General features: G+C 73.6%; 22 protein-coding genes. 11 read left to right on the top strand and 11 right to left on the bottom strand.

Annotated features, from left to right (window positions below; genetic code table 11):
* Nucleotides 1-40: 40 nt before the first annotated feature.
* Nucleotides 41-850 carry a lysophospholipid acyltransferase family protein gene (locus AC4BGE_RS17745; protein ID WP_490576138.1) on the top strand — a complete coding sequence of 270 codons (810 nt, stop codon included), beginning with the start codon at nt 41-43 and terminating at the stop codon, nt 848-850.
* Here the strand turns inward: AC4BGE_RS17745 and AC4BGE_RS17750 are convergent.
* The gene (locus AC4BGE_RS17750) at nt 798-1,835 is read right to left on the bottom strand and encodes an acyltransferase family protein (protein ID WP_490570283.1); all 1,038 of its coding nucleotides are present in this window, start codon (nt 1,833-1,835) and stop codon (nt 798-800) included. The two genes, AC4BGE_RS17745 and AC4BGE_RS17750, sit on opposite strands and share 53 nt — an antisense overlap.
* Nucleotides 1,836-1,857: 22 nt before the next feature.
* Between AC4BGE_RS17750 and AC4BGE_RS17755 the strand changes: the two genes are divergently transcribed.
* The 6 genes from AC4BGE_RS17755 (at nt 1,858) to AC4BGE_RS17780 (ending at nt 10,232) form a co-directional block, all read left to right on the top strand.
* Complete coding sequence (locus AC4BGE_RS17755; protein ID WP_490576139.1) at nt 1,858-2,775, top strand: NUDIX domain-containing protein; 918 nt, start codon at nt 1,858-1,860, stop codon at nt 2,773-2,775.
* Between the two features lie 12 nt (nt 2,776-2,787).
* Complete coding sequence (locus AC4BGE_RS17760; protein WP_490570281.1) at nt 2,788-4,050, top strand: hydroxyacid-oxoacid transhydrogenase; 1,263 nt, start codon at nt 2,788-2,790, stop codon at nt 4,048-4,050.
* A gap of 63 nt (nt 4,051-4,113) precedes the next feature.
* Complete coding sequence (locus AC4BGE_RS17765; protein ID WP_490570280.1) at nt 4,114-6,945, top strand: FAD-binding and (Fe-S)-binding domain-containing protein; 2,832 nt, start codon at nt 4,114-4,116, stop codon at nt 6,943-6,945.
* Nucleotides 6,946-7,061: 116 nt separating this feature from the next.
* Nucleotides 7,062-8,285 carry a class I SAM-dependent methyltransferase gene (locus tag AC4BGE_RS17770; RefSeq protein ID WP_490570279.1) on the top strand — a complete coding sequence of 408 codons (1,224 nt, stop codon included), beginning with the start codon at nt 7,062-7,064 and terminating at the stop codon, nt 8,283-8,285.
* On the top strand, nt 8,282-9,211 hold the full coding sequence (locus AC4BGE_RS17775) for a hypothetical protein (RefSeq protein ID WP_490576140.1): 930 nt from the start codon (nt 8,282-8,284) through the stop codon (nt 9,209-9,211). Before AC4BGE_RS17770 ends, AC4BGE_RS17775 begins: the two co-directional genes overlap by 4 nt.
* 10 nt (nt 9,212-9,221) lie before the next feature.
* The gene (locus AC4BGE_RS17780; RefSeq protein ID WP_490576141.1) at nt 9,222-10,232 is read left to right on the top strand and encodes a DNA topoisomerase IB; all 1,011 of its coding nucleotides are present in this window, start codon (nt 9,222-9,224) and stop codon (nt 10,230-10,232) included.
* On the opposite strand, the gene serC is transcribed toward AC4BGE_RS17780, so the two are convergent.
* A complete protein-coding gene (serC, locus tag AC4BGE_RS17785; RefSeq protein WP_490576169.1) occupies nt 10,216-11,364 on the bottom strand; it encodes a phosphoserine transaminase in 1,149 nt (382 codons plus the stop codon). The genes AC4BGE_RS17780 and serC overlap by 17 nt on opposite strands.
* A 109-nt stretch (nt 11,365-11,473) precedes the next feature.
* Here serC and AC4BGE_RS17790 point away from each other — a divergent pair, with 109 nt between their 5' ends.
* On the top strand, nt 11,474-12,034 hold the full coding sequence (locus tag AC4BGE_RS17790; RefSeq protein ID WP_490576142.1) for a GNAT family N-acetyltransferase: 561 nt from the start codon (nt 11,474-11,476) through the stop codon (nt 12,032-12,034).
* A gap of 92 nt (nt 12,035-12,126) precedes the next feature.
* A complete protein-coding gene (locus AC4BGE_RS17795; RefSeq protein ID WP_490576143.1) occupies nt 12,127-12,804 on the top strand; it encodes a VldE C-terminal domain-containing protein in 678 nt (225 codons plus the stop codon).
* A gap of 23 nt (nt 12,805-12,827) precedes the next feature.
* Here the strand turns inward: AC4BGE_RS17795 and AC4BGE_RS17800 are convergent, their stop codons facing one another.
* On the bottom strand, nt 12,828-13,265 hold the full coding sequence (locus AC4BGE_RS17800) for a DUF5709 domain-containing protein (protein ID WP_490576144.1): 438 nt from the start codon (nt 13,263-13,265) through the stop codon (nt 12,828-12,830).
* A 73-nt stretch (nt 13,266-13,338) separates the two neighbouring features.
* Complete coding sequence (locus AC4BGE_RS17805) at nt 13,339-14,442, bottom strand: citrate synthase 2 (RefSeq protein WP_490570273.1); 1,104 nt, start codon at nt 14,440-14,442, stop codon at nt 13,339-13,341.
* A gap of 96 nt (nt 14,443-14,538) precedes the next feature.
* Between AC4BGE_RS17805 and pdxH the strand changes: the two genes are divergently transcribed.
* Nucleotides 14,539-15,219: a pyridoxamine 5'-phosphate oxidase gene (pdxH, locus tag AC4BGE_RS17810; RefSeq protein ID WP_490570272.1), complete on the top strand. Its 681-nt coding sequence runs from the start codon at nt 14,539-14,541 to the stop codon at nt 15,217-15,219.
* Between the two features lie 243 nt (nt 15,220-15,462).
* Nucleotides 15,463-16,977: a sensor histidine kinase gene (locus AC4BGE_RS17815; RefSeq protein WP_490576145.1), complete on the top strand. Its 1,515-nt coding sequence runs from the start codon at nt 15,463-15,465 to the stop codon at nt 16,975-16,977.
* On the opposite strand, the gene AC4BGE_RS17820 is transcribed toward AC4BGE_RS17815, so the two are convergent.
* The 7 genes from AC4BGE_RS17820 to AC4BGE_RS17850 all read right to left on the bottom strand — a co-directional run bounded on the left by AC4BGE_RS17820 (nt 16,965) and on the right by AC4BGE_RS17850 (nt 22,768).
* Nucleotides 16,965-17,234: a hypothetical protein gene (locus AC4BGE_RS17820; protein ID WP_490576146.1), complete on the bottom strand. Its 270-nt coding sequence runs from the start codon at nt 17,232-17,234 to the stop codon at nt 16,965-16,967. The two genes, AC4BGE_RS17815 and AC4BGE_RS17820, sit on opposite strands and share 13 nt — an antisense overlap.
* The gene (gene flhA / locus AC4BGE_RS17825) at nt 17,231-19,285 is read right to left on the bottom strand and encodes a flagellar biosynthesis protein FlhA (RefSeq protein ID WP_490576147.1); all 2,055 of its coding nucleotides are present in this window, start codon (nt 19,283-19,285) and stop codon (nt 17,231-17,233) included. Before flhA ends, AC4BGE_RS17820 begins: the two co-directional genes overlap by 4 nt.
* 81 nt (nt 19,286-19,366) lie before the next feature.
* The gene (locus AC4BGE_RS17830) at nt 19,367-20,509 is read right to left on the bottom strand and encodes an EscU/YscU/HrcU family type III secretion system export apparatus switch protein (RefSeq protein ID WP_490576148.1); all 1,143 of its coding nucleotides are present in this window, start codon (nt 20,507-20,509) and stop codon (nt 19,367-19,369) included.
* A gap of 4 nt (nt 20,510-20,513) precedes the next feature.
* The gene (locus AC4BGE_RS17835) at nt 20,514-21,278 is read right to left on the bottom strand and encodes a flagellar biosynthetic protein FliR (protein WP_490570267.1); all 765 of its coding nucleotides are present in this window, start codon (nt 21,276-21,278) and stop codon (nt 20,514-20,516) included.
* A gap of 7 nt (nt 21,279-21,285) precedes the next feature.
* Entirely contained in the window at nt 21,286-21,555 is a 270-nt protein-coding gene (locus AC4BGE_RS17840; protein WP_490570266.1) for a flagellar biosynthetic protein FliQ, read from the bottom strand.
* Complete coding sequence (gene fliP / locus AC4BGE_RS17845) at nt 21,552-22,376, bottom strand: flagellar type III secretion system pore protein FliP (RefSeq protein WP_490570265.1); 825 nt, start codon at nt 22,374-22,376, stop codon at nt 21,552-21,554. Before fliP ends, AC4BGE_RS17840 begins: the two co-directional genes overlap by 4 nt.
* Entirely contained in the window at nt 22,373-22,768 is a 396-nt protein-coding gene (locus AC4BGE_RS17850; RefSeq protein ID WP_490576149.1) for a flagellar biosynthetic protein FliO, read from the bottom strand. Before AC4BGE_RS17850 ends, fliP begins: the two co-directional genes overlap by 4 nt.

Genomic DNA, 22,768 nt, shown 5'->3' on the forward strand with positions numbered 1-22,768 from the left:
CACCGGCGCCGGACCTCGCTGACGGCTACCGTCGGCGCCTGTGAGGGAAGGCTGCTACCGGACCACCCTGGCGCTGGGCAGCCTCGCGATGCGGGCCCTCGACGTACGCCTGGAGGTCTCCGGCCTCGAGCACCTGCCGCGCCACGGGCCGGTCATCCTCGCCGCGACGCACGTCTCGTACGCCGACTCCCTGCCGATCGCGCTGGCGGCCCGGCGCCGCGGGCGCTTCGTCCGCTTCACCGCCCGGCACGACGTGTGGCACGCGCCCGGCCTCCGGCTCCCGATGGACCGGATGCGGCACGTGCCGGTCGACCGCAGCGCGCCCGCCGGCGCCTACCTCGCGGCGCGCCGCCTGCTGCGCGAGGGCGAGGCGGTGGGCATCTATCCCGAGGCCGGGATCTCCTACTCCTTCACCGTGCGGTCACTGATGCGCGGCACCGCGGCGCTGGCCCGGGAGACCGGGGCGGTCGTCGTCCCGGTCGCCCTGTGGGGGATCCAGCGCCTCTACTCGGTGGGGCGCCCGGTCGACGGGGTGGAGCCGTCGCCCGACTGGACCCGCGGCAGAAGGGTCGACCTCGCCTTCGGCCCGCCCCTCACCTTCGGTCCCGGGGAGGAGCTGACGCAGTGGACGCGCCGGCTCGGCGTGACCCTGACCGAGATGCTGGAGGGGCTGCAGCGGCTGCCGCACCACCGGCCCGGTCCCGGCGAGCACGCCCCGTGGTACCCCGCCCACCTCGGCGGGCACGCCCCCTGCCTGGTCGAGGCCGCCGCGCTGGACGACGTGCCGCGTGCCGCGGTCAGCCCGACGTGGGGACCTGGGGCCGTCTCCGCTCCGCCCGCCACCGGGTGAAGGTGTTGACGGGGTCGACCAGCCAGAGCAGCCGGGTCGCCAGGGGGCGCCAGCCCAGCAGCAGGGCCAACCCCACCGCGGCGGCCACGGTGATGAAGAGCGACGTCCAGCCGTCCCCGGGCAGCCACTCCTGGTAGCCCTGCGCCTCCACCCAGCGGATCACGAAGCCGTGCAGGAGGTAGACCCCCATCGTGTAGGCGCCGACGTCGGTGACGGCCGACCGCCGGTGCGGGACGAGGCTCAGCACCGCGAAGGTGCCCAGCAGGGCGAGGACGATCAGCTGGGCCCGGATCTCGGCGCCCTCGGCGAGACCGACGCCCAGGGTGTCGTAGGCGTTGCGGTAGTAGAGCCACTGCGTCGACCAGTGGTCGTCGGTCCGTGCCGCCAGCCACCAGAGCCCGGCGAGCACGGCCAGGCCGGCGAGGCCGGAGCCGCGGGCGCGGAGGGCTCCGAGCACGGGGCGGGGCAGGTGCAGCCCGACGACGAAGAAGGGCAGCAGCCCGAGCGCGCGGTTGAGGTCGAGGAGCTCGACGTCGATCCCCCCGGCCAGCAGGCTCACCACCACCGAGGCCGGCACCATCAGCCAGTGCAGCACCAGCACCGGGGTGGCGAGCCGCCACAGGATGAGGACCACCAGGTACCACATCGGCCAGTGCGGGTTGAGCCACAGCGGGGAGAGCGCCTCGAGGCTGGAGACCTGGTGGACCACGTGGACCCGCCACAGCGCCATCAGCAGCTCGAAGATCAGGTAGGGGACCGCCAGCGTGGTGACCAGCGACCACAGGTGCTTGCGGGTCCACCGGAAGCTCCTGGACAGGTAGCCGGTGAGCAGCACGAAGGCCGGCATGTGGAAGTAGTAGATGAAGTCGTAGGCGCGCGACTTCAGGTCCCCGGCCGGCAGCAGCACCAGCGCGTGGCCCACCACCACCAGGACTACGAGCACGGTCTTGGCGTTGTCCAGCCACGGGTCCCGGCGTCTGGGCACGCCGTCACCTTAGCCTTGCCCCATGAGCACCCCCGGCGACCTCCCCAGGCACCAGCGCGTGGCGGCCTATGCCGTGATCCGACGGACGGGCGAGGCGGGTGAGGAGGTCCTGCTGAGCCGCATCTCGGAGCGGATCGCGACCCACGAGCTCTGGACGCTGCCCGGCGGTGGGCTGGACCACGGGGAGGACCCGCGCGCCGCCGTGGTGCGAGAGGTGTACGAGGAGACCGGCCTGGCGGTCACCGTCGGCGAGACCGCCCACGTCTACTCCGCCCACATGCCCGGCGTGCGCCGGGAGGGGCGGGTGGTCGACGCCCACGCGCTCCGCATCGTCTACGAGGGCTGGGTGCCGCCCACCTCCCCGGAGCCGCGCGTGGTCGAGGTGGACGGGTCGACCGTCGAGGCGGCCTGGAAGCCGGTGGCCGATGTCGTGGGCGGGGCGGTCCCGGTGGCGCCCATGGTGGTCGAGGCGCTCGGCGACCTGCAGCCGGCCAGGAACCAGCGGGTGGCGGCCTACGCCCTGGTGCGCCGGCCCGGGGCGGGCGGGGAGGAGGTGCTGCTGACCCGGATCTCCGCGCGGGGCTTCCACTCCGGGAGCTGGACCCTGCCGGGCGGGGGAGTCGACCACGGGGAGCAGCCGGCCGCGGCGTTGTCGCGCGAGGTGCGGGAGGAGACCGGGCTGGAGTGCCGCGTCGGCGCGCTGCTCGACGTGCACGACGTGCACTTCTCGGGGACCGCGCCGAGCGGCCGTTTCGAGGACTTCCACGGCGTGCACCTGATCTTCGACGCGACGGTGCCCGACGGGGCCGAGCCCCGGGTCGTCGAGGTCGACGGCACAACGGACGCCGCGGCCTTTGTGCCGCTCGCACAGATCGAGGACGGCGCGGTGGAGGTATTGGACGTGGTGAGGCACGCTGTGGCCCACCACCCCCCTCGATGAAGGAGCATCCCCGTGAGCGAGCAGATCTTCACCTACGCGGCACCTGCGCTGAAGTTCGGGCGCGGTGCCTCGGGTGAGCTCGCCCACGACCTGCGTGCCCTCGGCGCCACGCGGGTCCTGCTGGTCACCGACCAGGGGGTGGCCGCGACCGGCCACCCGGCGCGCATCGCCGACCAGCTGAGCGCCGCGGGCCTGGAGGTCACCACCTACGACCAGGTCCACGTCGAGCCGACCGACGCCTCCCTCGAGCACGCGATCGGCTTCGCCCGCGACGCCGGGCCGTTCGGGGCCGTCCTCGCCGTCGGCGGCGGCTCGAGCATCGACACCGCCAAGGCGGTCAACCTGCTCACCACCAACGACGGCGAGCTGATGGACTACCTCAACGCGCCGATCGGCCGGGGGCGGGCACCGGAGAAGCCCCTGCTGCCGCTGGTGGCGGTGCCGACCACCACCGGGACCGGGTCGGAGTCGACGACGATCTGCGTGCTCGACGTGCTGGCGCTGGAGGTGAAGACCGGGATCAGCCACCCCGCCCTGCGCCCCACCCTGGCCGTGGTCGACCCCGACCTGACCATGACCCAGCCCGCCGCGGTGACCGCGGCGGCCGGGATGGACATCCTCTGCCACGCGCTGGAGTCGTGGACCGCCCGCTGGTACGGCGACTTCGAGGCCAAGGCGCCCGAGCGGCGGGTGCCCTACTGCGGGGCCAACCCGATCGCCGACATGTGGGCCACCCGGGCGCTCGGCCTGCTGGCCGGGGCCTTCCGCGAGGCGGTGCGCGACGGCGGCGACGCCCGGGCCCGGGAGCAGATGGCCCTGGCCGCGACCTTCGCCGGGCTCGGCTTCGGCAACGCCGGCGTCCACGTGCCGCACGCCTGCGCCTATCCGATCGCCGGGCGGGTGCGTGACTTCCGGCCCGACGGCTACCCGGGGGAGGGGCCGATCGTGCCGCACGGGATGGCCGTCTCGCTCACCGCTCCCGCGGCCTTCCGCTTCACCTTCGAGGCCGACCCGGCCCGCCACCTGGAGGCCGCCCGGCTGCTCGACCCCGGTACCACCGCCACCGGTCCCGAGGCGCTGCCGTCGGTGCTCAGCGCGCTGATGCGTGACATCGGCATCCCCAACGGGCTGGCCGAGGTCGGCTACCTCGAGACCGACGTCGACGCGCTGGTCGAGGGGGCCCTGGCCCAGCAGCGGCTGCTGGCCACCGCCCCCCGCGAGGTCGGCGCCGAGGACCTCGCTGAGGTCTTCCGCGGTTCCATGTCCCTGTGGTGAGTCGGAGCAGCCGGCCGGCGTGGTTCACACTTGGCACATGAGGTGCGTCGAGAGGTCCGTGCGGTGAGTCGACAGGCGGGATCCACCGACGTGCTGGCCGCGCTGCGGCGCGCCGGCGTCACCGACGTCTCGGACGCCGACGTCACCCGGGCGGTCTACTCCACCGACGCCTCCCTCTACCGGGTGGTGCCCCGGGCGGTCGTCCGGCCGCGGCACCGCGACGAGCTGGCGGCGGTGCTGGCGGTGGCCCGCGAGACCGGGACCCCGCTGACCATGCGGGGCGCGGGCACCTCGATCGCCGGCAACGCGGTGGGGCCCGGGATCGTGGTCGACACCTCCCGCCACCTGCACCGGGTGCTCGAGGTCGACGGCGAGGCCCGCACCGCGCGGGTGGAGCCCGGAGTCGTCCACGCCTCGCTGCAGCGGGCCGCGGCGCCCCACGGGGTCCGCTTCGGTCCCGACCCGTCGACCCACACCCGCTGCACCATCGGCGGGATGATCGGGAACAACGCCTGCGGCTCCCGGGCGCTGGGCTACGGCCGCACCAGCGACAACGTGCTCGGCATGGAGGTGCTGTGGGGCGACGGCACCTCCGCCACCCTGGCCGCCGGCACCGTGCCCACCGACCCGGTGAGCCGGGGCCTCCTCGACCTCGTGGCCGGCGACCTCGGCCACGTGCGCCAGCACTTCGGCCGCTTCTCCCGGCAGGTCAGCGGCTACTCGCTCGAGCACCTGCTGCCCGAGCACGGCCGCGACGTGGGCCGCTTCGTGGTCGGGTCCGAGGGCACGCTGGGGCTGGTCCTGGAGGCCACGGTGCGGATGGTCGAGGAGGAGCCGCGGCGCCTGGTGGTGCTGGGCTACCCCTCGATGATCGAGGCGGCCGACGCGGTCCCCGCCATCCTGGCCGGAGGGCGCGAGCAGGGGCTCGGCCTGGTCGCGTGCGAGGGCCTGGACGCCCGGATCGTCGAGCTGGTGCGCGGGTCCGGGAAGAGCGTCCCCGACCTGCCGCGGGGCGCCGGCTGGCTCTTCGTCGAGCTCACCGGCGAAGGGGTGCTGCCGCCCGCCGAGGAGCTCTCCCGGCTCGAGGTCGGCGAGGCGGGCGCCGCGGCCGCCCTGTGGCGGATCCGGGAGGACGGGGCCGGCCTGGCCGCGCGCAGCCTGAGCCGACCCGCCTACGCCGGCTGGGAGGACGCCGCGGTGCCGCCGGAGAAGCTCGGCGCCTGGCTGCGCGAGTTCGACGAGGTGCTGCGCGAGTTCGACCTCGACGGGGTGCCCTACGGCCACTTCGGCGACGGCTGCGTGCACGCGCGCATCGACTTCCCCTTCGACGGCGACGCCCCCGACGGCGGGCGGGGCGTCTTCCGTGAGTTCCTGGAGGCGGCCACCGACCGGATCGTCGCCCTCGGCGGCTCCCTCTCCGGGGAGCACGGCGACGGCCGGGCCCGCTCCGAGCTGCTCTCGCGCATGTACGACGCCGACTCGCTGCGGCTCTTCGGCGCCGCGAAGACGATCTGCGACCCCGACGGCCTGCTCAACCCCGGCGTGCTCGTCGACCCCGCCCCGGTCGACGCCGACCTGCGTCCCGGCCGCCCCGTGGCCAAGGTGCCGACGCTGCTGCGCTTCGTGGAGGACGGCGGCTCGATGGGCCGCGCGGTGCACCGCTGCACCGGCGTCGGCAAGTGCGTGGCCGGCCCGGCCACCGGGCCCGCCTCGTCGGTGATGTGCCCGTCCTGGCAGGCCACCCGCGACGAGAAGGACTCCACCCGGGGTCGCGCGCGGGTGCTCCAGGAGGCGCTCGACGGCACCCTGGTCGACGGCCTGGCCGACCCCGCGGTGCACGACGCGCTCGACCTCTGCCTCTCCTGCAAGGGGTGCTCCAGCGACTGCCCCACCGGGGTCGACATGGCGACCTACAAGTCCGAGGTGCTGCACCAGACCTACCGCGGCCGGCGGCGCCCGCGCACCCACTACACGCTCGGCTGGCTGCCGGCCCTGGTCCGGCTCGCGCCGAAGCGCTTCGGGCGGGGCCTGGCCGAGCGGGCGATGGGTGCGGCCCCGCTGGTGCGGGTGGCGGCCAGGGCCGCCGGGATCGACCCGCGCCGGTCGCTGCCCCGGATCGCGACGCGGACCGCGCGGTCGGTGCTGGGCACCCGCGAGCTGGCCGACCAGGTGGACGTCTGGATCTGGGCCGACACCTTCACCGACCAGTTCCGCCCGTCGGCGGCCCAGGCCGCCATCCAGCTCCTCGGCGAGGCCGGCCTGAGGGCGGCCCTGATCGGGCCGGACGCCTGCTGCGGCCTGACCTGGATCTCCACCGGCCAGCTCGACCGGGCCCGGAGCACCATGCAGCAGACCGTCGAGACCCTGGCGCCCTACGTGGCCTCCGGGGCGCCGGTGATCGCCCTGGAGCCGTCCTGCCTGGCGACCCTGCGCTCCGACGCCGTCCAGCTCAGCGACGACCCCCGGGCCGAGCAGGTCGCCTCCGGGGTCAGCTCGCTCGCGGAGCTGCTCGCCCGGCTCTCCGAGGAGCGCGGCTGGCAGCCGCGGGACCTGCGCGGGGTGGAGGTGGTGGCCCAGCCGCACTGCCACCACCAGTCGGTGATCGGCTGGGAGACCGACGCCCGGCTCCTCCAGCGCGCGGGCGCCACCGTGACCCGGGTCGGCGGCTGCTGCGGCCTGGCGGGCAACTTCGGCATGGAGCAGGGTCACTACGACGTCTCCGTGGCGGTGGCCGAGCTGCAGCTGCTGCCGGCGGTGCGGGCCAACCCCGACGCGGTCGTGCTGGCCGACGGCCTCTCCTGCCGCCACCAGCTCGACGACCTCGCCGGCGTCCGGGCCGTGCACCTCGCCGAGCTGCTGGTGGGGCCTGGGCTGCCGGTGGGTGCCGGGAACTAGCATCGAGGTCATGAACCCCCACCACCGCCGGCTCGTGATCCCGATGGCGCTCGGGGGACTGATCGTGATCGTCGTGCTCGCCGCCCTGCTCAAGTGAGGCCCGAGGTGAGGGACTGATGGCTGCCGAACCCCTGCTGCGCGCGCTGGCCCGGATGCGCAGCCTGATCCTCGACCCCGACGTGCTGGTCCGGGCCGTCGCCTCGGGGCGCAAGAAGGGCTCCGTGCCCCGTTGGAAGCGGGTCGAGCTGCGCTACGTCGAGCTCAAGTCCGGGCTCCACCTGCAGGTGACCGCCTACGACGAGACCCAGGCCCACACCTCCAACCACGCCGTCGGGGAGCCCGGCCGGCCCAGCCCGGCCCGCGAGGCGCTCGACGACCTGCTCGACGAGCCCTTCGGCAACTGGCACGTGGAGACCACCACGCAGCAGCACCAGGTGCGGGTCACCAAGAAGCTCGAGGCGCTGGTCCACACCACCGAGCGGGGCGAGGCGGTGACCGTCGACCGCGAGCACGACCGCGACAAGCAGCGGTTGCTCGCCGAGGACGACCCGGTCCTGGTGGCGCTGGGCATCTCCACGCCCGAGGGGCGGATCAAGCCGAGCCGCCAGGCCAAGTACCGCCAGGTCGAGGAGTTCCTCCGGCTCCTCGACTCCTCCCTCACCGAGGCCCTGACCAAGGGGAGCCTGCGCCGCCCGACCCCCGAGGAGCCGCTGCGGGTCGTCGACCTGGGGTGCGGCAACGCCTACCTCACCTTCGCCGCCCAGCGGTTCCTCACCCACGTGCGCGGCCTGCCGGTCCAGGTGACCGGGGTCGACGTCAAGCAGCAGTCGGCCGACCACAACTCCTCGGTGGCGGCCTCGCTCGGCATCGAGGCCGACTTCGTGGTGGGCACCATCGAGCAGGTCGAGCTCGCGGCGGCACCCGACGTGGTGCTGGCGCTGCACGCCTGCGACACCGCCACCGACGAGGCGCTGGCCCGGGCCGTCGGCTGGCAGGCGTCGCTGGTGCTGGCCGCCCCCTGCTGCCACCACGACGTGGCCGCCCAGCTGCGGCGCACGCCCACGCCCGCGCCGTACGCGATGCTCACCCGCCACGGCATCCTGCGTGAGCGCTTCGCCGACACCCTCACCGACGCGCTGCGCGCCTCGCTGCTGCGCCTGGAGGGCTACAAGGTCGACGTGGTCGAGTTCGTGGAGAGCGAGCACACCCCCCGCAACACCCTGCTGCGCGCGGTGCGCAGCGGCGGCCCGGTCAAGGGCGGCGGGGTGCGCAAGGAGTACGACGACCTGGTCGCGGCCTGGGGCATCCGGCCGCGCCTGGCCGAGCTCCTGGACCGGTGACCTCCGCGCGGGCCTGGGCGTCCGGCCTGGTCCTGGCCACGCCGTTCGTGCTGGGCACCGCGGCCGCGAGCACCCCGCCGGCGGGCGACGTGGTGCTGGTGATGTCCGATCCGCGGATCGTGGAGTCCTCGGGCCTCGCGGAGGTCCCGGACCCCGAGGCGGGGCCAGGCCCGCTGCTGGCGACGGTCAACGACAGCGGCGACACCGGACGGGTCTTCGCCGTCGACCCCGCGACCGGCCGCACGGTGGGGATCACCACCTGGTCCGACGACCCGACCGACGTCGAGGCGCTGGCGCCCGCGGGGCCGGGCGAGGTGTGGGTGGGCGACATCGGCGACAACCTGCGCGCCCGCGACGACGTCGAGGTGGCGCGGGTCCCGGTGGGCCGGGGCGCCGCGCAGGTGGCCGCGCCGCGCTGGAGGCTGACCTGGCCCGACGGCCCCCGCGACTCCGAGGCGCTGCTGGCCCACCCGGTCACCGGCCGGCTGCTGCTGGTGAGCAAGGGCGTCTTCGGCGGGGAGGTGGTCCAGGCCCCCGCCGAGCTGGACCCGGCGGGGCCCAACCCGCTGGCCGAGCTGGGGGAGGTCGCCGCGATGGTCACCGACGGCGCCTTCTGGCCCGACGGCCGCCACCTCCTGCTGCGCACCTACGAGCGGCTGCACCTCTACTCCTACCCCGCGCTGGAGCGGGTCGCCGAGCTCGCGCTCCCGGCTCAGCCGCAGGGCGAGGGGCTGATGGTCACCGGCGACGGCGAGGTGTGGCTCAGCTCCGAGGGCGCCCGCAGCGAGGTGCTGCGGCTCTCGTTGCCCGGCGACGTACGCCGGCTGCTCGACGAGGCGCCGCCCGCCGACGAGGAGACCGCCGCCGGGGAGCAGATCCCGGCGTGGTGGCAGTACGTGCTGCGCAGCCTCTTGCCATGGGTGTGAGGATGAGCCCATGCCCCGACTGCGCCGCACGTCACCGGACCAGCCGGGCTGGACCCGCCGGCGCGCGGGCAGGGGCTTCGTCTACCTCGACGAGCAGGGCCGGCGCCTCCCCGAGGAGGACGCCCAGCGGGTCCGGGAGCTGGTGATCCCCCCGGCCTGGCGCGAGGTGTGGGTCACGCCCCACCCCCACGGCCACCTGCAGGCCGTCGGCACGGACGACGCCGGGCGCCGCCAGTACCTCTACCACCCCCAGTGGCGGGCCAAGCGGGACGCGGCGAAGTTCGACCGGGTCCTCGAGTTCGGTCGGGCGATGTCGGTGGCGCGGGAGAAGGTGCTCACCGACCTGGGCGCGGAGGGGATGGAGCTGGGTCGCGCCTGCGCGGTGGCCGTGCGGCTGCTCGACCTGGGCTACTTCCGGATCGGCAACGACGTCTATGCCGACCAGAACGGCAGCTTCGGCCTGACCACCCTGGAGCGGCGCCACGTCTCGCGCCGGGGGCAGCGGCTGATCTTCTGCTTCACCGGCAAGTCGGGGGTGGAGCACTGCATCGAGATCGACGACCCCGCCGTGGTCGAGGCGCTGGAGCTGATGCGCCGGCGGCGCGACCGCGAGCAGCCCCGGCTGCTGGCCTGGAAGGACGGGCGCACCTGGCGCACCCTGGACTCGGCGGCGGTCAACGACTACATCCGCGAGACCACCGGCGTGGACGCCACCGCCAAGGACTTCCGCACCTGGCACGCCACGGTGATCGCCGCCGGCCACCTGGCCCACACCCCGGAGCCGGGGGCGACCAAGGCGTCCCGCAAGCGGGCCCTGGCGGCGTGCTATCGCGAGGTCTCGGACTTCCTCGGCAACACCCCCACACTGGCCCGCACCTCCTACGTCGACCCCCGGGTGGTCGACGCCTACGAGGAGGGCCGGACCGTGGACCGGGTCGACGAGCGCTCGTGGAAGACGCCCGACGAGCGTCAGGCGGCGCTGGAGCGGGCGGTGCTGGAGCTGCTCACCGAGGAGAGCTGAGCGCCTCGACCACGTGGTCGAGGCAGTGGGTGAGCTGCTCGACGTCGGAGGGGTCGACCGCGGGATACATCGCGATCCGCAGCTGGTTGCGGCCCAGCTTGCGATAGGGCTCGGTGTCGACGATGCCGTTGTCGCGCAGCACCGCGGCGAGCCGGGCGGCGTCGACGGACTCGTCGAAGTCGAGGGTGGCGATGACCAGCGAGCGGTGCGCCGGGTCGGCGACGTAGGGGGTCACGAAGGGTCGTCGTTCCGCCCATCCGTAGAGGGCGTCGGAGGAGGCGGTGGTCCGCTCGACCATGGCGGGCAGACCGCCCTGGTCGTTCATCCAGTCGAGCTGCTCGGCCATCAGGAAGAGCGTCGCCACCGACGGGGTGTTGTAGGTCTGGTTCTTGGCGGAGTTGTCGATCGCGGTGGGCAGGTCGAAGAACGGCGGGACGTAGCGGCCGCTGGAGGCGATCTCCTCGGCGCGGGCCAGGGCGCGGGGCGACATCAGCGCGAGCCACAGGCCCCCGTCGGAGGCGAAGCACTTCTGCGGGGCGAAGTAGTAGACGTCCGTCTCCCGGACGTCGACCGGCAGGCCGCCGGCCCCCGAGGTGGCATCGATCAGCACCAGGGCGTCCTCGTCGGCGCCCGGCGGACGCAGCACCGGGGCCATCACCCCGGTGGAGGTCTCGTTGTGGGCCCACGCGTAGGCGTCCACGCCCTCCTCGGCCACCGGCTCGGGGAGTGAGCCGGGCTCCGAGGCGATCACGGACGGCTCGGCCAGCCAGGGGGCGGCCCGGACCGAGGCCGCGAACTTGGAGGTGAACTCACCGAAGGTCAGGTGCTGGCTGCGGCTGCGGACCAGGCCGAAGGCGGCGATGTCCCAGAAGGCGGTGGCCCCGCCGTTGCCGAGCACCACCTCGTAGCCCTCGGGAAGGTCGAAGAGGTCCCGCAGCCCCGCACGCACGTGGCCCACCATCCGCCGCACCGGCGCCTGGCGGTGAGAGGTGCCGAGCAGGGAGGTCCCGGTGGCGGCGAGCGCCTCGACGTGGCTCGTCGCGATCTTCGAGGGCCCGGCGCCGAAGCGTCCGTCGGCGGGCAGCAGGCCGGCCGGGATGATGAGCGCGTCGTGGGCGGTTGAGGTCACCAGGCATCCTTTCACCGGACCCGCGGCTGCCGACCAGCGCGGGCGTCCTGACGACACTGTCAGCGCGGTCCATTGTGGCACCGGCCCCCGATCTGAGCGAAACGGAACGAGCATGAGCACCGCAGCACCCGACCACCTCGGCCCCGCCCTGAGACTGCGTCGTCGCCCGCTCGCCCACCCGGACTCGGTCCGGCTGGTGCAGGAGGTCCAGGCCGAGTACGTCGTCCTCTACGGAGGACCGGACGAGGCGCCGATCGACCCGGGTGAGTTCGAGGACGGGACCGGTGCGTTCTACGTCGGCTACCTCGGCGAGGTGCCGGTGGCCACCGGCGCCTGGCGCCGGGTCGAGCCGCCCTCGGGGGTGGGCGCGGGCCCCTGCGCGGAGATCAAGCGGATGTACGTGGTCGCCGGGCAGCGCCGCCGCGGTCTCGCCCGCCGGGTGCTCGCCGAGCTGGAGGAGGCGGCGGCCGCGGCGGGGATCCGGGCCCTGGTCCTGGAGACCGGGTTGAAGCAGCCGGAGGCCATCGCGCTCTACGAGGCCTGCGGCTACCGGCCGATCCCGGGCTACGGCTACTACTGCGGCTCGGAGCTCTCCCGCTGCTACGCCAAGGACCTCTCGCCCCAGCCCGCGGGGCTCGCCGAAGGTGCACGTCCAGCCGACACGCCGTGCTGATCTGACTTTCTCACCCGTATCGCGGACATCGACGCCCCTCTCGACGTAGCGTCACGGACGTGACTGGAGGGACTCGGGGAGGAGATCCGCAGGTGAGCAGGGAGTGGCCCGCACGGGCAGTCGTGAGGGCGCTGCTGGTGCTCCTGCTGGCCTCGGTGGTGACGGTGCCGGGCCTGGCCCAGGCCAGCCCGGCGCCCGATCCCGTGGCCGGCCGGTCGGCGACCCCGGTGCCGATGGCACGGGTGCCGATGCTCAGCGCGGCCCTGGTCTACACCTCGGTGCTGGAGGGGTACGCGACCTACCAGCCCCAGACCCGGTGCCGGCCCAAGGCCAAGCCCGGGGTGCTGCTGCTGGCCGCCGCCCTGGTGGCGCGCGGGGGCGGCAACGGTCCCATCGGCCGCGGCTGCGCCGGCTCCTCGACCTCGGAGCACAAGGAGGCCCGGGCCTTCGACTGGATGCTCGACCACCGCGACCCCGCCCAGCGGGCGCTCGCCGACCAGTTCCTCGCGGAGGTGCTGGCCCCGGACCACCTGGGCAACCCCCACGCGCTGGCCCGCCGGATGGGGATCATGTACGTCATCTGGAACGACCGGATCTACTCCGCCTACGACGGCTTCGCCGGCCGTGCCTACCTCAGCTCGTCGTGCCGCACCAAGCGGCGCTGCTCGCCGACGCTGCGGCACCGCGACCACGTGCACATCTCGCTGACGCGCCAGGCGGCCCGCGGCCTGACCAGCTGGTACCTGGAGCAGCCCCCGCCCCTGGCGTGAGCCGGGGCGGGGGCGGCCCCGGGTCACTCCTCGATGATGTGGACCGCGGCCTCCTCGGCGCTGGCGCCGGCACCGTCGATGCCGACGTCCTCGCCGACCAGGTCCTTCTCGGTGTCCTCGGCCACCCCCTGGTCGGGGTCGACCAGGCGGCCCGCCCGCTGCGCACCGACCTCGCCGTCGTCGAGGTCCTCGTCGGCCTCGAGCTCGGCGGCCTCGACGTAGGGGTCGGGCTCGGGCACCTCCTGGGCGATGCGCTGGTCCAGCGACTCGCCCTCGGCCTCCTCGCGGGGAGTGTTTCCGAAGCCCTGGGCCGGCGACCACTTCTCCGGGGGCGAGTAGCCCTCGTCGAGCGGCTCCGTCAGCCCGCGGTCGTCGACCAGGCTGTCTCCCTCGCCCTGGGGCTGGTCCTCGTCGTCCACGGAGTAGCCGTGGTAGGACTCGCTGTCCGGGGTCTCGGTCATCGTCGTCGCTCCTGGTTCCGTCGTCTCGCTTGCTGCTGGGACGTACCCGATCCCCGTCCGGCGATGCGCCGGGTCAGGCAGACCAGGCGTCGTTCCAGCCCTCGACCTCCGAGGCCGGGCGCGAGGCGGGGCCGGTGTAGAGCGCCGAGGGGCGGATCAGGCGGCCGGTCCGCTTCTGCTCCAGGATGTGGGCCGACCAGCCGCCGGTGCGGGCGCAGGTGAACATCGAGGTGAACAGGTGGGCGGGCACCTCGGCGAAGTCCAGGACGATGGCCGCCCAGAACTCCACGTTGGTCTCCAGGACCCGGTCGGGACGCCGCTCCCGCAGCTCGGCCAGCGCGGCCTTCTCCAGCGCCTCGGCGACCTCGTAGCGCGGGGCGTTCAGCTCGCGCGCGGTGCGCCGCAGCACGCGGGCCCGGGGGTCCTCGGCGCGGTAGACGCGGTGACCGAAGCCCATCAGGCGCTCGCCGTCGTCGAGCAGCCGCTTGACGTAGGCGCGGGCGTCGCCGGTCTTCTCGACGTCCTCGATCATCCCCAGCACCCGCGACGGGGCGCCGCCGTGCAGCGGGCCGCTCATCGCGCCGATCGCGCCGGAGAAGGCGGCCGCGACGTCGGCCCCGGTGGAGGTGATCACCCGGGCGGTGAAGGTGGAGGCGTTCATGCCGTGCTCGGCGGCCGAGGACCAGTAGGCGTCGATCGCGTGCGCGTGCTTCGGGTCCACCTCGCCCTTCCAGCGCAGCAGGAACTTCTCGGCGAGGGTGCCGCCCTCGTCGACGATGCGCTGGGGGACCACGGGCTGGTGCAGGCCGCGGGCCGACTGGGCGGCGTAGGAGAGGACCATCACGGCGACGCGGGCGAGGTCCTCGCGGGCCTGCTCGTCGCTGATGTCGTAGGTCTGGCCGAAGCCGAAGGCCGGGGCGAGCATGGCGATGGCGGCCTGGACGTCGACGCGCACGTCGCCGGTGTGCACCGGGAGGTTGTAGGCCTCGGCGGGCGGGAGCCCGGGGGTGTAGCTGCCGTCGATCAGCAGGCCCCAGACGTTCTCGAAGGGGACGCGCCCCACGATCTCCTCGATGTCCACACCACGGTAACGAAGGGCGGACCCTTCCTTGTCGGGCTCGGCGATCTCGCTCTCGAAGGCGACGACGCCCTCGAGTCCGTGGTGAACCTCGGTCATGCGGCTTCGACTCCTTCGACGGGGGATGGGGGCTTCTCGCAATTCTGCACCCCGGCTGGTTCCTGCGCACCATTGCGCCGGTCTAGGGTCGCGCGTGTGGAACCCCGACCGGTCCGCGAGCCGGACCCCGCCGAGTCCCTGGCCGCGCTGCGCCGCGAGTACGCCGCCCGTGGCCTGCTCGAGGAGGACGCCGGCGAGGACCCCTTCGCGCTCTTCCGGCGCTGGCTCGCCGACGCGCTCGGCTCCGGGCTGCACGAGCCCAACGCGATGGTCCTCTCCACCGTCTCCGCCGGCGGGGTCCCCTCCTCGCGCACGGTGCTGCTCAAGGGCTTCGACGAGCGCGGCTTCGTCTTCTTCACCAACCGGGGCTCGCGCAAGGGCGTGGAGCTGGCCGCGAACCCCCACTGCGCCCTGCTCTTCGGGTGGCACGCGGTGGAGCGGCAGGTGCGGGTGACCGGCCAGGCCTGGTCCCTGCCGCCCGACGAGGTCGCCGCCTACTTCGCCACCCGGCCCCGCGGCGCCCAGCTGGGCGCGTGGGCCTCGGCCCAGTCCGAGCCGGTCGGGTCGGCCGCCGAGCTCCGGGCCGCGCACGAGGCCGCGGCGGAGCGGTTCGCCGGCGTGGAGGTCCCGGTGCCGCCCCGCTGGGGCGGCTACCGGGTGCGGCCGCTGGCCTGGGAGTTCTGGCAGGGCAGGCCGGACCGGCTGCACGACCGGCTGGAGTTCCGGCGCGCGGAGCCGGTGCCGACCCGGTGGGTGCGCCGGCGGCTGGCGCCCTGACCTCGCCGGGGCCGGAAAATCCCTTGGCTCCGCGCCCGCGGCGACCTACCGTGGAAGGACACGGGAAAGGAGGTGGTCCGCGAGATGATGTCTTCACGGATGCGTGAGGTGGCTGCGAGCTAGCAGCTAGTCCACCGCAGTCACCCGACCCGCAGGCTCCGGCGCCATCCGACCGGCCCAGGCTCCGTCCCGGAGCAGCCTGCGGGTCGTCTGCGTCGTGCCGGTGCATGAGACGCTGACGTCATGGGGGAGGAGTCGCGTCACGCGCGCCAGGATCCGGACGACGACGTGGGCGACCTGCCCGACCGGATCGTCGGGCGGCTCAGGCTCCTGGTGTCCACGATCATGGACCTCGGCGCCGACCTCGACGAGGAGACGGTGCTGTGCCGGCTCGCCACCGGTGCGTGCGCGGTCGCCGAGGGGGCCCGGGGGCGGGTCGAGGTGCTCGACGGGCACGGTGCGGTGCAGCGGGTGCTCACCGAGCGCGGGACGCCGTACCGCCGGGCTGCCGGCCCGGACCCCCGGGGCACCCGGCTCCGCGAGGAGGTCGTGGTCGACGGGGTCCCGGCGGCCGTGGTGACCGTCTTCGAGCCGCTCGGACCCCACGGTTTCGACCCACGGGCCGCCGGCCGGCTGGCGGCGGTGGCGCGGACGGCCGGGATCGCCCTGCGCAACGCCCGCGTCCACGCCCGGGGCGAGCGGCGCCGGGTCAGCCTGGAGGCGACCACCCAGGTGGCCCACGCGATCACCTCCGCGGTGCCCCTGGAGGACGTGCTCTCGGTGGTGACCGGGTCGGTCCGCCGCGCCCTGGCCGCGACCGGCGCGGGCCTCCTGGTGCCGCACCCCAGCGGCCTGCACGAGGTCAGGGCGCTCGACGTCCGGCGCGGCCACCTGACCCGCAGCCGCACGCTCTTCGAGCAGGCCCGGCCGGCGCTGGAGGAGGTCCTGGTCTCGGGCGAGGAGCAGGTCCTGGCCTTCGACCAGGACGTGATCGCGCTGGTGCCGGTCGAGCTCACCGGCGACGAGCGGCACCTGCTCGGGGTCTGGTGGGCCGGGCGCACCGCACCGCTGGCGGAGGAGGAGCGGGCCCTGGTCGCGGCCTTCGCGGAGCAGGCGGGGGTGGCGATCGACCGGGCGCGGGCCGCCCAGGACCGCGAGCGCCTGCTGGTCCTCAGCGAGCGGGAGCGCATCGCCCGCGATCTCCACGACGTGGTGATCCAGCGCATCTTCGCCTCGGGGCTCCAGCTGCGCAGCCTGCTGCGCGAGGACGACCTGGACCTCGCCCGGCGGGGGCTCTGCGCCGCGGTGGACGACCTCGACCTGACCATCCGCGACATCCGGACGACGATCTTCGCCCTGCACGACGCCGGTCAGCGGCTGCGGCAGGACGCCCGCGGGCTGCTGCGCGAGTATGCGCCGGGGCTCGGCTTCACCCCCACGATGCGGACCCAGGGGGACCTGGACGGCCTCGACGCCCCGGTCGTGGTGGAGCACGCGCTGGCCAGCCTGCGCGAGCTCCTGGCCAACGTCGTCCGGCACGCGAGGGCGAGCAGCTGCCAGGTGGAGCTCCGGCTCGGCTCCGGCTGGCTGAGCGTCGAGGTGGCCGACGACGGCGTCGGCTTCGATCATCCGGCCCGCCGTAGCGGCCTGGAGAACCTGGCGCTGCGCGCGTCGCTGCTCGGCGGCACCTTCAGCATCGGGACCAGGGAGCCGACGGGGACGCTGGCCCGTTGGCGGGTGCCGGTTCAGGCGCTCTGAGCCTCCGTGGCCGGCGCCCCGCCGGGACCCGGCTGCCCGGGTTGCGGGGCGGGTGCCCGGGCCGTCGCGGGGGCGCCCGGCCCCACCAGCTGGGAGACCACGTTGAGGGCCACCCAGCACAGCAGCACCGAGACCAGGTAGCGGGAGAGGGCGGCGTCCAACGGCAGCGTGCCCTCCACCAGGGCGAGCCACAGGGCCGGTGAGGAGACGACGGCGGCGGCCCCCAGGACCACCCCGTTGAGGGGACCGATGCTCATCGCTGGGCTCCTGTCGGGCTGAGGGCGCGGTCACCGGTGACGACGCCGACCGAGCGCACCTGAGCGCTGCCGCCGAGCTCGGAGTAGGAGAGGACCGGCAGCCGGTCGAGGGTGGGGCGCACCAGGCGCCGCAGCGCGGCCCGGATCTGGGGGGCGCAGACGAGCACCGGCCGCTGGTCGCGGTTCTCCGCCTCCGCGGTGAGCCCGGCCAGCTGGATCAGCATCTGCTGCCCGATGTCGGGGTCCAGCGCCAGGACCGCCCCGTGGTCGGTGGCCCGCATCGACTCCAGCATCCGGTGCTCCAGCTGCGGGTCGAGGCTGATCACGTGCACGTCGCCGTTCTGCAGGTAGGGCGCCACCACCGCGGGCCCGAGGGCCTGGCGGGCGGACTCGACGAGGCCGTCGAGGTCCTTGGAGGCCGCGGCCCGCAGCGACAGCGCCTCGAAGATCCGGACCAGGTCGCGCACCGAGATCTTCTCGTCGAGCAGGCTCTGGAGCACTCGCTGCACCTCGCCGAGGCTGAGCTGGGTGGGGGTGAGCTCCTCGATGACGACCGGGTGCGAGCGCTTGACGACGTCGGTGAGCAGACGCACGTCCTCGCGGCCCAGCAGACGGGCGGCGTGCTGGGTGACCACCTCGGCCAGGTGCGTGGTGATCACCGAGGCCCGGTCGACGACGGTGGCCCCGGTGAGCTCGGCCTGGTTGCGCAGCTCGATGGGGATCCACTTGGCCTCCAGGCCGAAGACCGGCTCCACGCCGGCCTGGCCGGGCAGGTTGCCCAGGTAGTCGCCGATGGCCATGACGTGACCCGACGGGGCCTCGCCGCGGGCGACCTCGATGCCGAAGAGGGTGATCGCGTAGGTCCGCGAGGGCAGGTCGATGTTGTCGCGGGTGCGCACCGGCGGCACCACGATGCCGATGTCGGAGGCGACCTTGCGGCGCAGCGCCTTGACCCGGTCGAGCAGGTCGCCGCCGACGCTGGGGTCGACCAGGTCGATGATGTCGGGGGCCAGCTCGAGGCCGAGCGGGTCGACCTGGATCTCGGCGGCCAGCAGCTCGGGGGAGTCGGGGTTGGGCGCGGCCTCGACCTGGCGCTGGGCCTCCGCCTCCGCGGGGTCCGGCTTGGCCGGCACCCGGGTGGAGGCCAGCAGCATCACCCCGCCGGCGACCAGGAACGGGAGCTTGGGCAGGCCGGGGATCAGGCAGAGGGAGAACGCCGCGAAGCCGGCGATGCGCAGCGGCATCTGGTTGGCGGTGATCTGCTTGATGATGTCGCTGCCCATGTCCTCGTCGCCCGCGTGGCGGGTGACCACCAGGCCGGTGGCGACCGAGAGGAGCAGGGCGGGGATCTGGGAGACCAGGCCGTCGCCGATGGTCAGCAGGCTGTAGGTCGAGATGGCCTCGCCGAAGGGCATGCCCAGCTGGGCGACGCCGATCGCGAAGCCACCGATGAGGTTGACCAGGGTGATCACGATGGCGGCGATCGCGTCGCCCTTGACGAACTTCGACGCCCCGTCCATGGCGCCGTAGAAGTCCGCCTCCGCGTGCACCTCGGCACGGCGCAGGCGGGCCTGGTCCTCGGTGATCAGCCCGGAGTTGAGGTCGGCGTCGATCGCCATCTGCTTGCCCGGCATGGCGTCGAGGGTGAAGCGGGCGCCGACCTCGGCGACCCGGCCGGCGCCGTTGGTGATGACGACGAACTGGATGACCAGCAGGATCGCGAAGACGATGATGCCGACGATCAGCGAGCCCCCGACCACGAAGTGGCCGAAGGTGTCGATGACCTTGCCGGCGTAGCCGTCGAGCAGCACCAAGCGGGTGGCGCTGACGTTGAGCGCCAGCCGGAAGAGCGTCATCACCAGCAGCACGGCCGGGAACGAGGCGAAGTCCAGCGGCCTGGTGACGAACATGGCCACCATCAGGATGAGCAGCGCACCGGTGATGTTGAGGGCGATCAGCATGTCGAGGACGACCGCGGGCAGCGGGACCACGAGCATCACGACGATCAGCACGATGCCGACCGGCACGCCCAGCTGGGTCAAGCGCTTCACGCCACGGGTCCTCTCGAAGGGTCACCTCATCCGGTGCGCCCTCCGTGGCGCGGCAGACACCGTCCTGGTGTCACGAGAGTCCTATCGGCCCTCGGCCGACGGTTCTGAGGGTTTTCTCCGGCGACCCGCGGGCAGCACCGGCGGCAGGTCGGCCTCGGTGCGCGGGCTGCGGTGCTCGCCGCCGTGGTGGCCCCGGGTGCGCCGGCTGATCACGAAGGCGAGGACCTGCGCGACCGCGCCGAAGAGCTCCGCGGGGATCTCCTGGCCGACCTTGGTGGAGAAGTGCAGGGCCCGGGCCAGCGGCACGTCGCGCACCAGCGGGACCCGGTGGGTGGCCGCCTCCTCGCGGATCTTGGCCGCGATCGCCCCGGCGCCGCGGGCGACCACCACGGGGGCGCCCCGCTCCGGCTCGTAGCGCAGGGCCACCGCCACGTGGGTGGGGTTGACCAGCACGACGTCGGCGGTGGGCACGTCGGCCATCATCCGGTTGCGGGCCGCGGCGAGCTGGCGGGACCGGATGGCGCTCTTGACCAGCGGGTCGCCGTCGGAGTTCTTGTGCTCCTGCTTGACCTCCTGCTTGGTCATCCGGGTCTGCTTGCCGATCTTGCGCCGCTGGAAGGCGTAGTCGGCCGCCGCCATCACCAGCCCGGCCAGGGCGACGTTGCGGATCAGCCCCAGCGACTCCTCGGCGATCACCTCCAGCACCGCGGGGATCGGCATCAGCCCGCCCAGCAACGGCATCATCGAGCGGATCACCAGGTAGGCCATGATCGCCACCGCCGAGCTCTTGACGAGCATCTTGGCGCCCTCCCAGAGGGCCTGGGGGCCGAAGGCGCGCTTGGCGCCCTGGAGCAGGTTGAGCTTCTTGAAGTTGGGCTTGACCGCCTTGGTGGCCAGGTAGAAGCCGCCCTGGGCCAGCGCGCCGGCGATGCCGATGACCATCACTCCGCTGGCCAGCAGGAGCAGCGCCAGAGCCACGTGCCACAGGCCGCGGCTGAAGAGCTCGAGGGCCAGGGCGACGTCGGCCGTCTCCACCGCCACCAGACAGCTGGTCATCAGCTCGCGCAGCGCGGTGAGCTCGCGGCCCATCAGCATCGGCAGCGCCATCCCGACGGCCAGCATCGAGGCCCAGCCGCCCAGCTCCTGGGTGCGCGGGACCTGCCCCTCCTTGCGGTTCTCCTTCCTCTTCTTCGGGGTCGGTTTCTCTGTCTTCTCCTCGCTCATCGCCTCACCCCCCGCCGGCCAGGGCGGCCATCGCCTCGTTGGCGAGGTCGACCAGCCGGTCGACCGCCTCGGGGAGGACGGGGAAGGAGAGCCCGAGGAGCAGCAGGGTCAGGCCGATCTTGGCCGGGAACATCACGTTGATGGCGTTGAGCTGGGGCGCGACCTTGGTGAGCAGGGCCAGCCCGAGGTCGGCGACGAAGAGCACCGCGATCATCGGCAGGGCGATCTGGACCGCGGTCACGAAGAACATCTCGAAGGCGGTCACCAGGATCCCGGGGGCGCCCTCGGTCTCCGGCAGCTCGCCGAGGGGGAGGAGCTCGAAGGTGCTGAGCAGCCCGCCGATCACCAGCAGGTGACCGCCGGTGGCGAAGAGGAGCATGGTGGCCAGCATCTGGTGGAACTTGCCGAAGACGGTGTTCATGTTCATCCCGAGCGGGTCGAAGCCCTGGGCGAGGGCGAAGCCGCCGAAGATGTCGACCAGGCTGCCGGCGGCCGCGATGGCCTGGAAGAGCAGGTGGGTGACGAAGCCCATGCCCACCCCCACCAGCACCTGGGTCAGGGCCACGACCACCAGCCCCCAGGTGTCGGCCGAGACCTCGCCCGCCATCGAGGGGGCCACCGCGAAGGCGAGCCCGAGGGCCAGCACCACCTTGGCCATCGCCGGCACCGAGCGGGAGGAGAACGGCGGGACCACCGCCAGCCAGGCGCCGATCCGGATCGAGGCCATCAGGTAGGCGATCAGCTCCTGCCCGGCGAGGGAGAGGACCATGGCAGGCCTAGGAGAGCATCGAGGGCAGCGCCTCGAAGAGGTCCAGGGTGAAGGTCACCAGCGTGTGCAGCATCCAGTTGCCGCTGATGAGCATGGCCACGCCCACGCCGACCAGCTTGGGGACGAAGGCGAGCGTGAACTCCTGGATCTGGGTCATCGACTGGAACAGCGAGATGGCGAAGCCGATCACCAGCGAAGTGACCAGGATCGGCGCGGAGAGCTTGAGCGCGACCAGCATGGTGCGCAGCGCGATCTCGATGACGACGGTGTCGGTCATCCTGGCCCCCCGTAGCTGGAGACCAGGGAGGTGACCACCAGTCCCCAGCCGTCGACCAGGACGAAGAGCAGGAGCTTGAAGGGCAGCGACACCATCACCGGCGGCATCATCATCATGCCCAGCGCCATCAGCGCGCCGCTGACCACGATGTCGATGACCAGGAAGGGGATGAAGATGATGAAGCCGATGATGAAGGCCTGCTTGAGCTCGCTGAGCACGAAGGCGGGCACCAGGGTGGCCATCCCCACGTCGTCGCGGTCCTCGGGCAGGTCCCGGCCGGCGACGTTGGTGAGCAGGATCAGCTCCTCGTCGCCCGACTGGTCGAGCATGAACTCGCGCAGCGGCTCCAGGCCGTCGGTGTAGGCGGCGGTGGAGGTCTTGTCGCCGTCGAGGTAGGGCTGGAGCGCGACCTCGTTGATCTGGGAGAGCACCGGGCCCATGATGAACAGGCTCAGGAAGAGGGCGAGGCCGGCGAGGACCTGGTTGTTCGGCGTCTGCTGGAGCCCCAGCGCGTTGCGGGTCAGGCCGAGCACCACCAGGATCTTGGTGAAGCTGGTGCAGGTCAGCAGGATGGCCGGCAGCAGCGAGAGCAGCGTCAGCGCGATGATGATGACGACCGAGTTGCTCGGGGTCTCGGTCAGTCCGTCGAGCTCGATGGTGACCGAGCTGTCGCCGGGGCCGCCGGGCCCGGCGGGCCCGCCCGGACCCTCGGGGGACAGCGAGAGGTCGACGGCGTGCGCGGCGCCGCCCACCGAGCCCAGAAGCAGGACCAGCAGGAGGCCTGCCAGGGCGGCTCCGAGCAGCCGCGGCAGCCACCTCATGGCTGGTGCCTGCCGCCGGTGGGGCCGCCGTCGTCCTTGCCCCGGAGCGCGGCCAGCGCCTGGCGCCAGGTGCGCGGAGAGAGCACCGAGCCGCCCAGCGGGGTGGGCTCCTCGGGGACGACCTGCGCCAGCTGCTCCTCGGTGACCAGCTCTTCGGGGTCGAGCTCGGCCAGCACGTTGACCTGGTGCTCGGTGGTGCCGAGCACCAGCACCCGGCTGCCGACGGTGACCACGGCCACCGACGAGGTGCGGGTCAGCGGCTGGCGGTGCACCACCCGGACCAGCGAGCTGGCCCCGCCCTGGAAGCGGCGCGCCCCGAGACGGGCCAGCAGCAGCAGCAGGCCGACGACGACGGCCAGGGAGAAGACCAGCCGGAGGGTGAGCTCGAGCAC

It is taken from the genome of Nocardioides sp. Z50_6 (genome assembly GCF_058215755.1).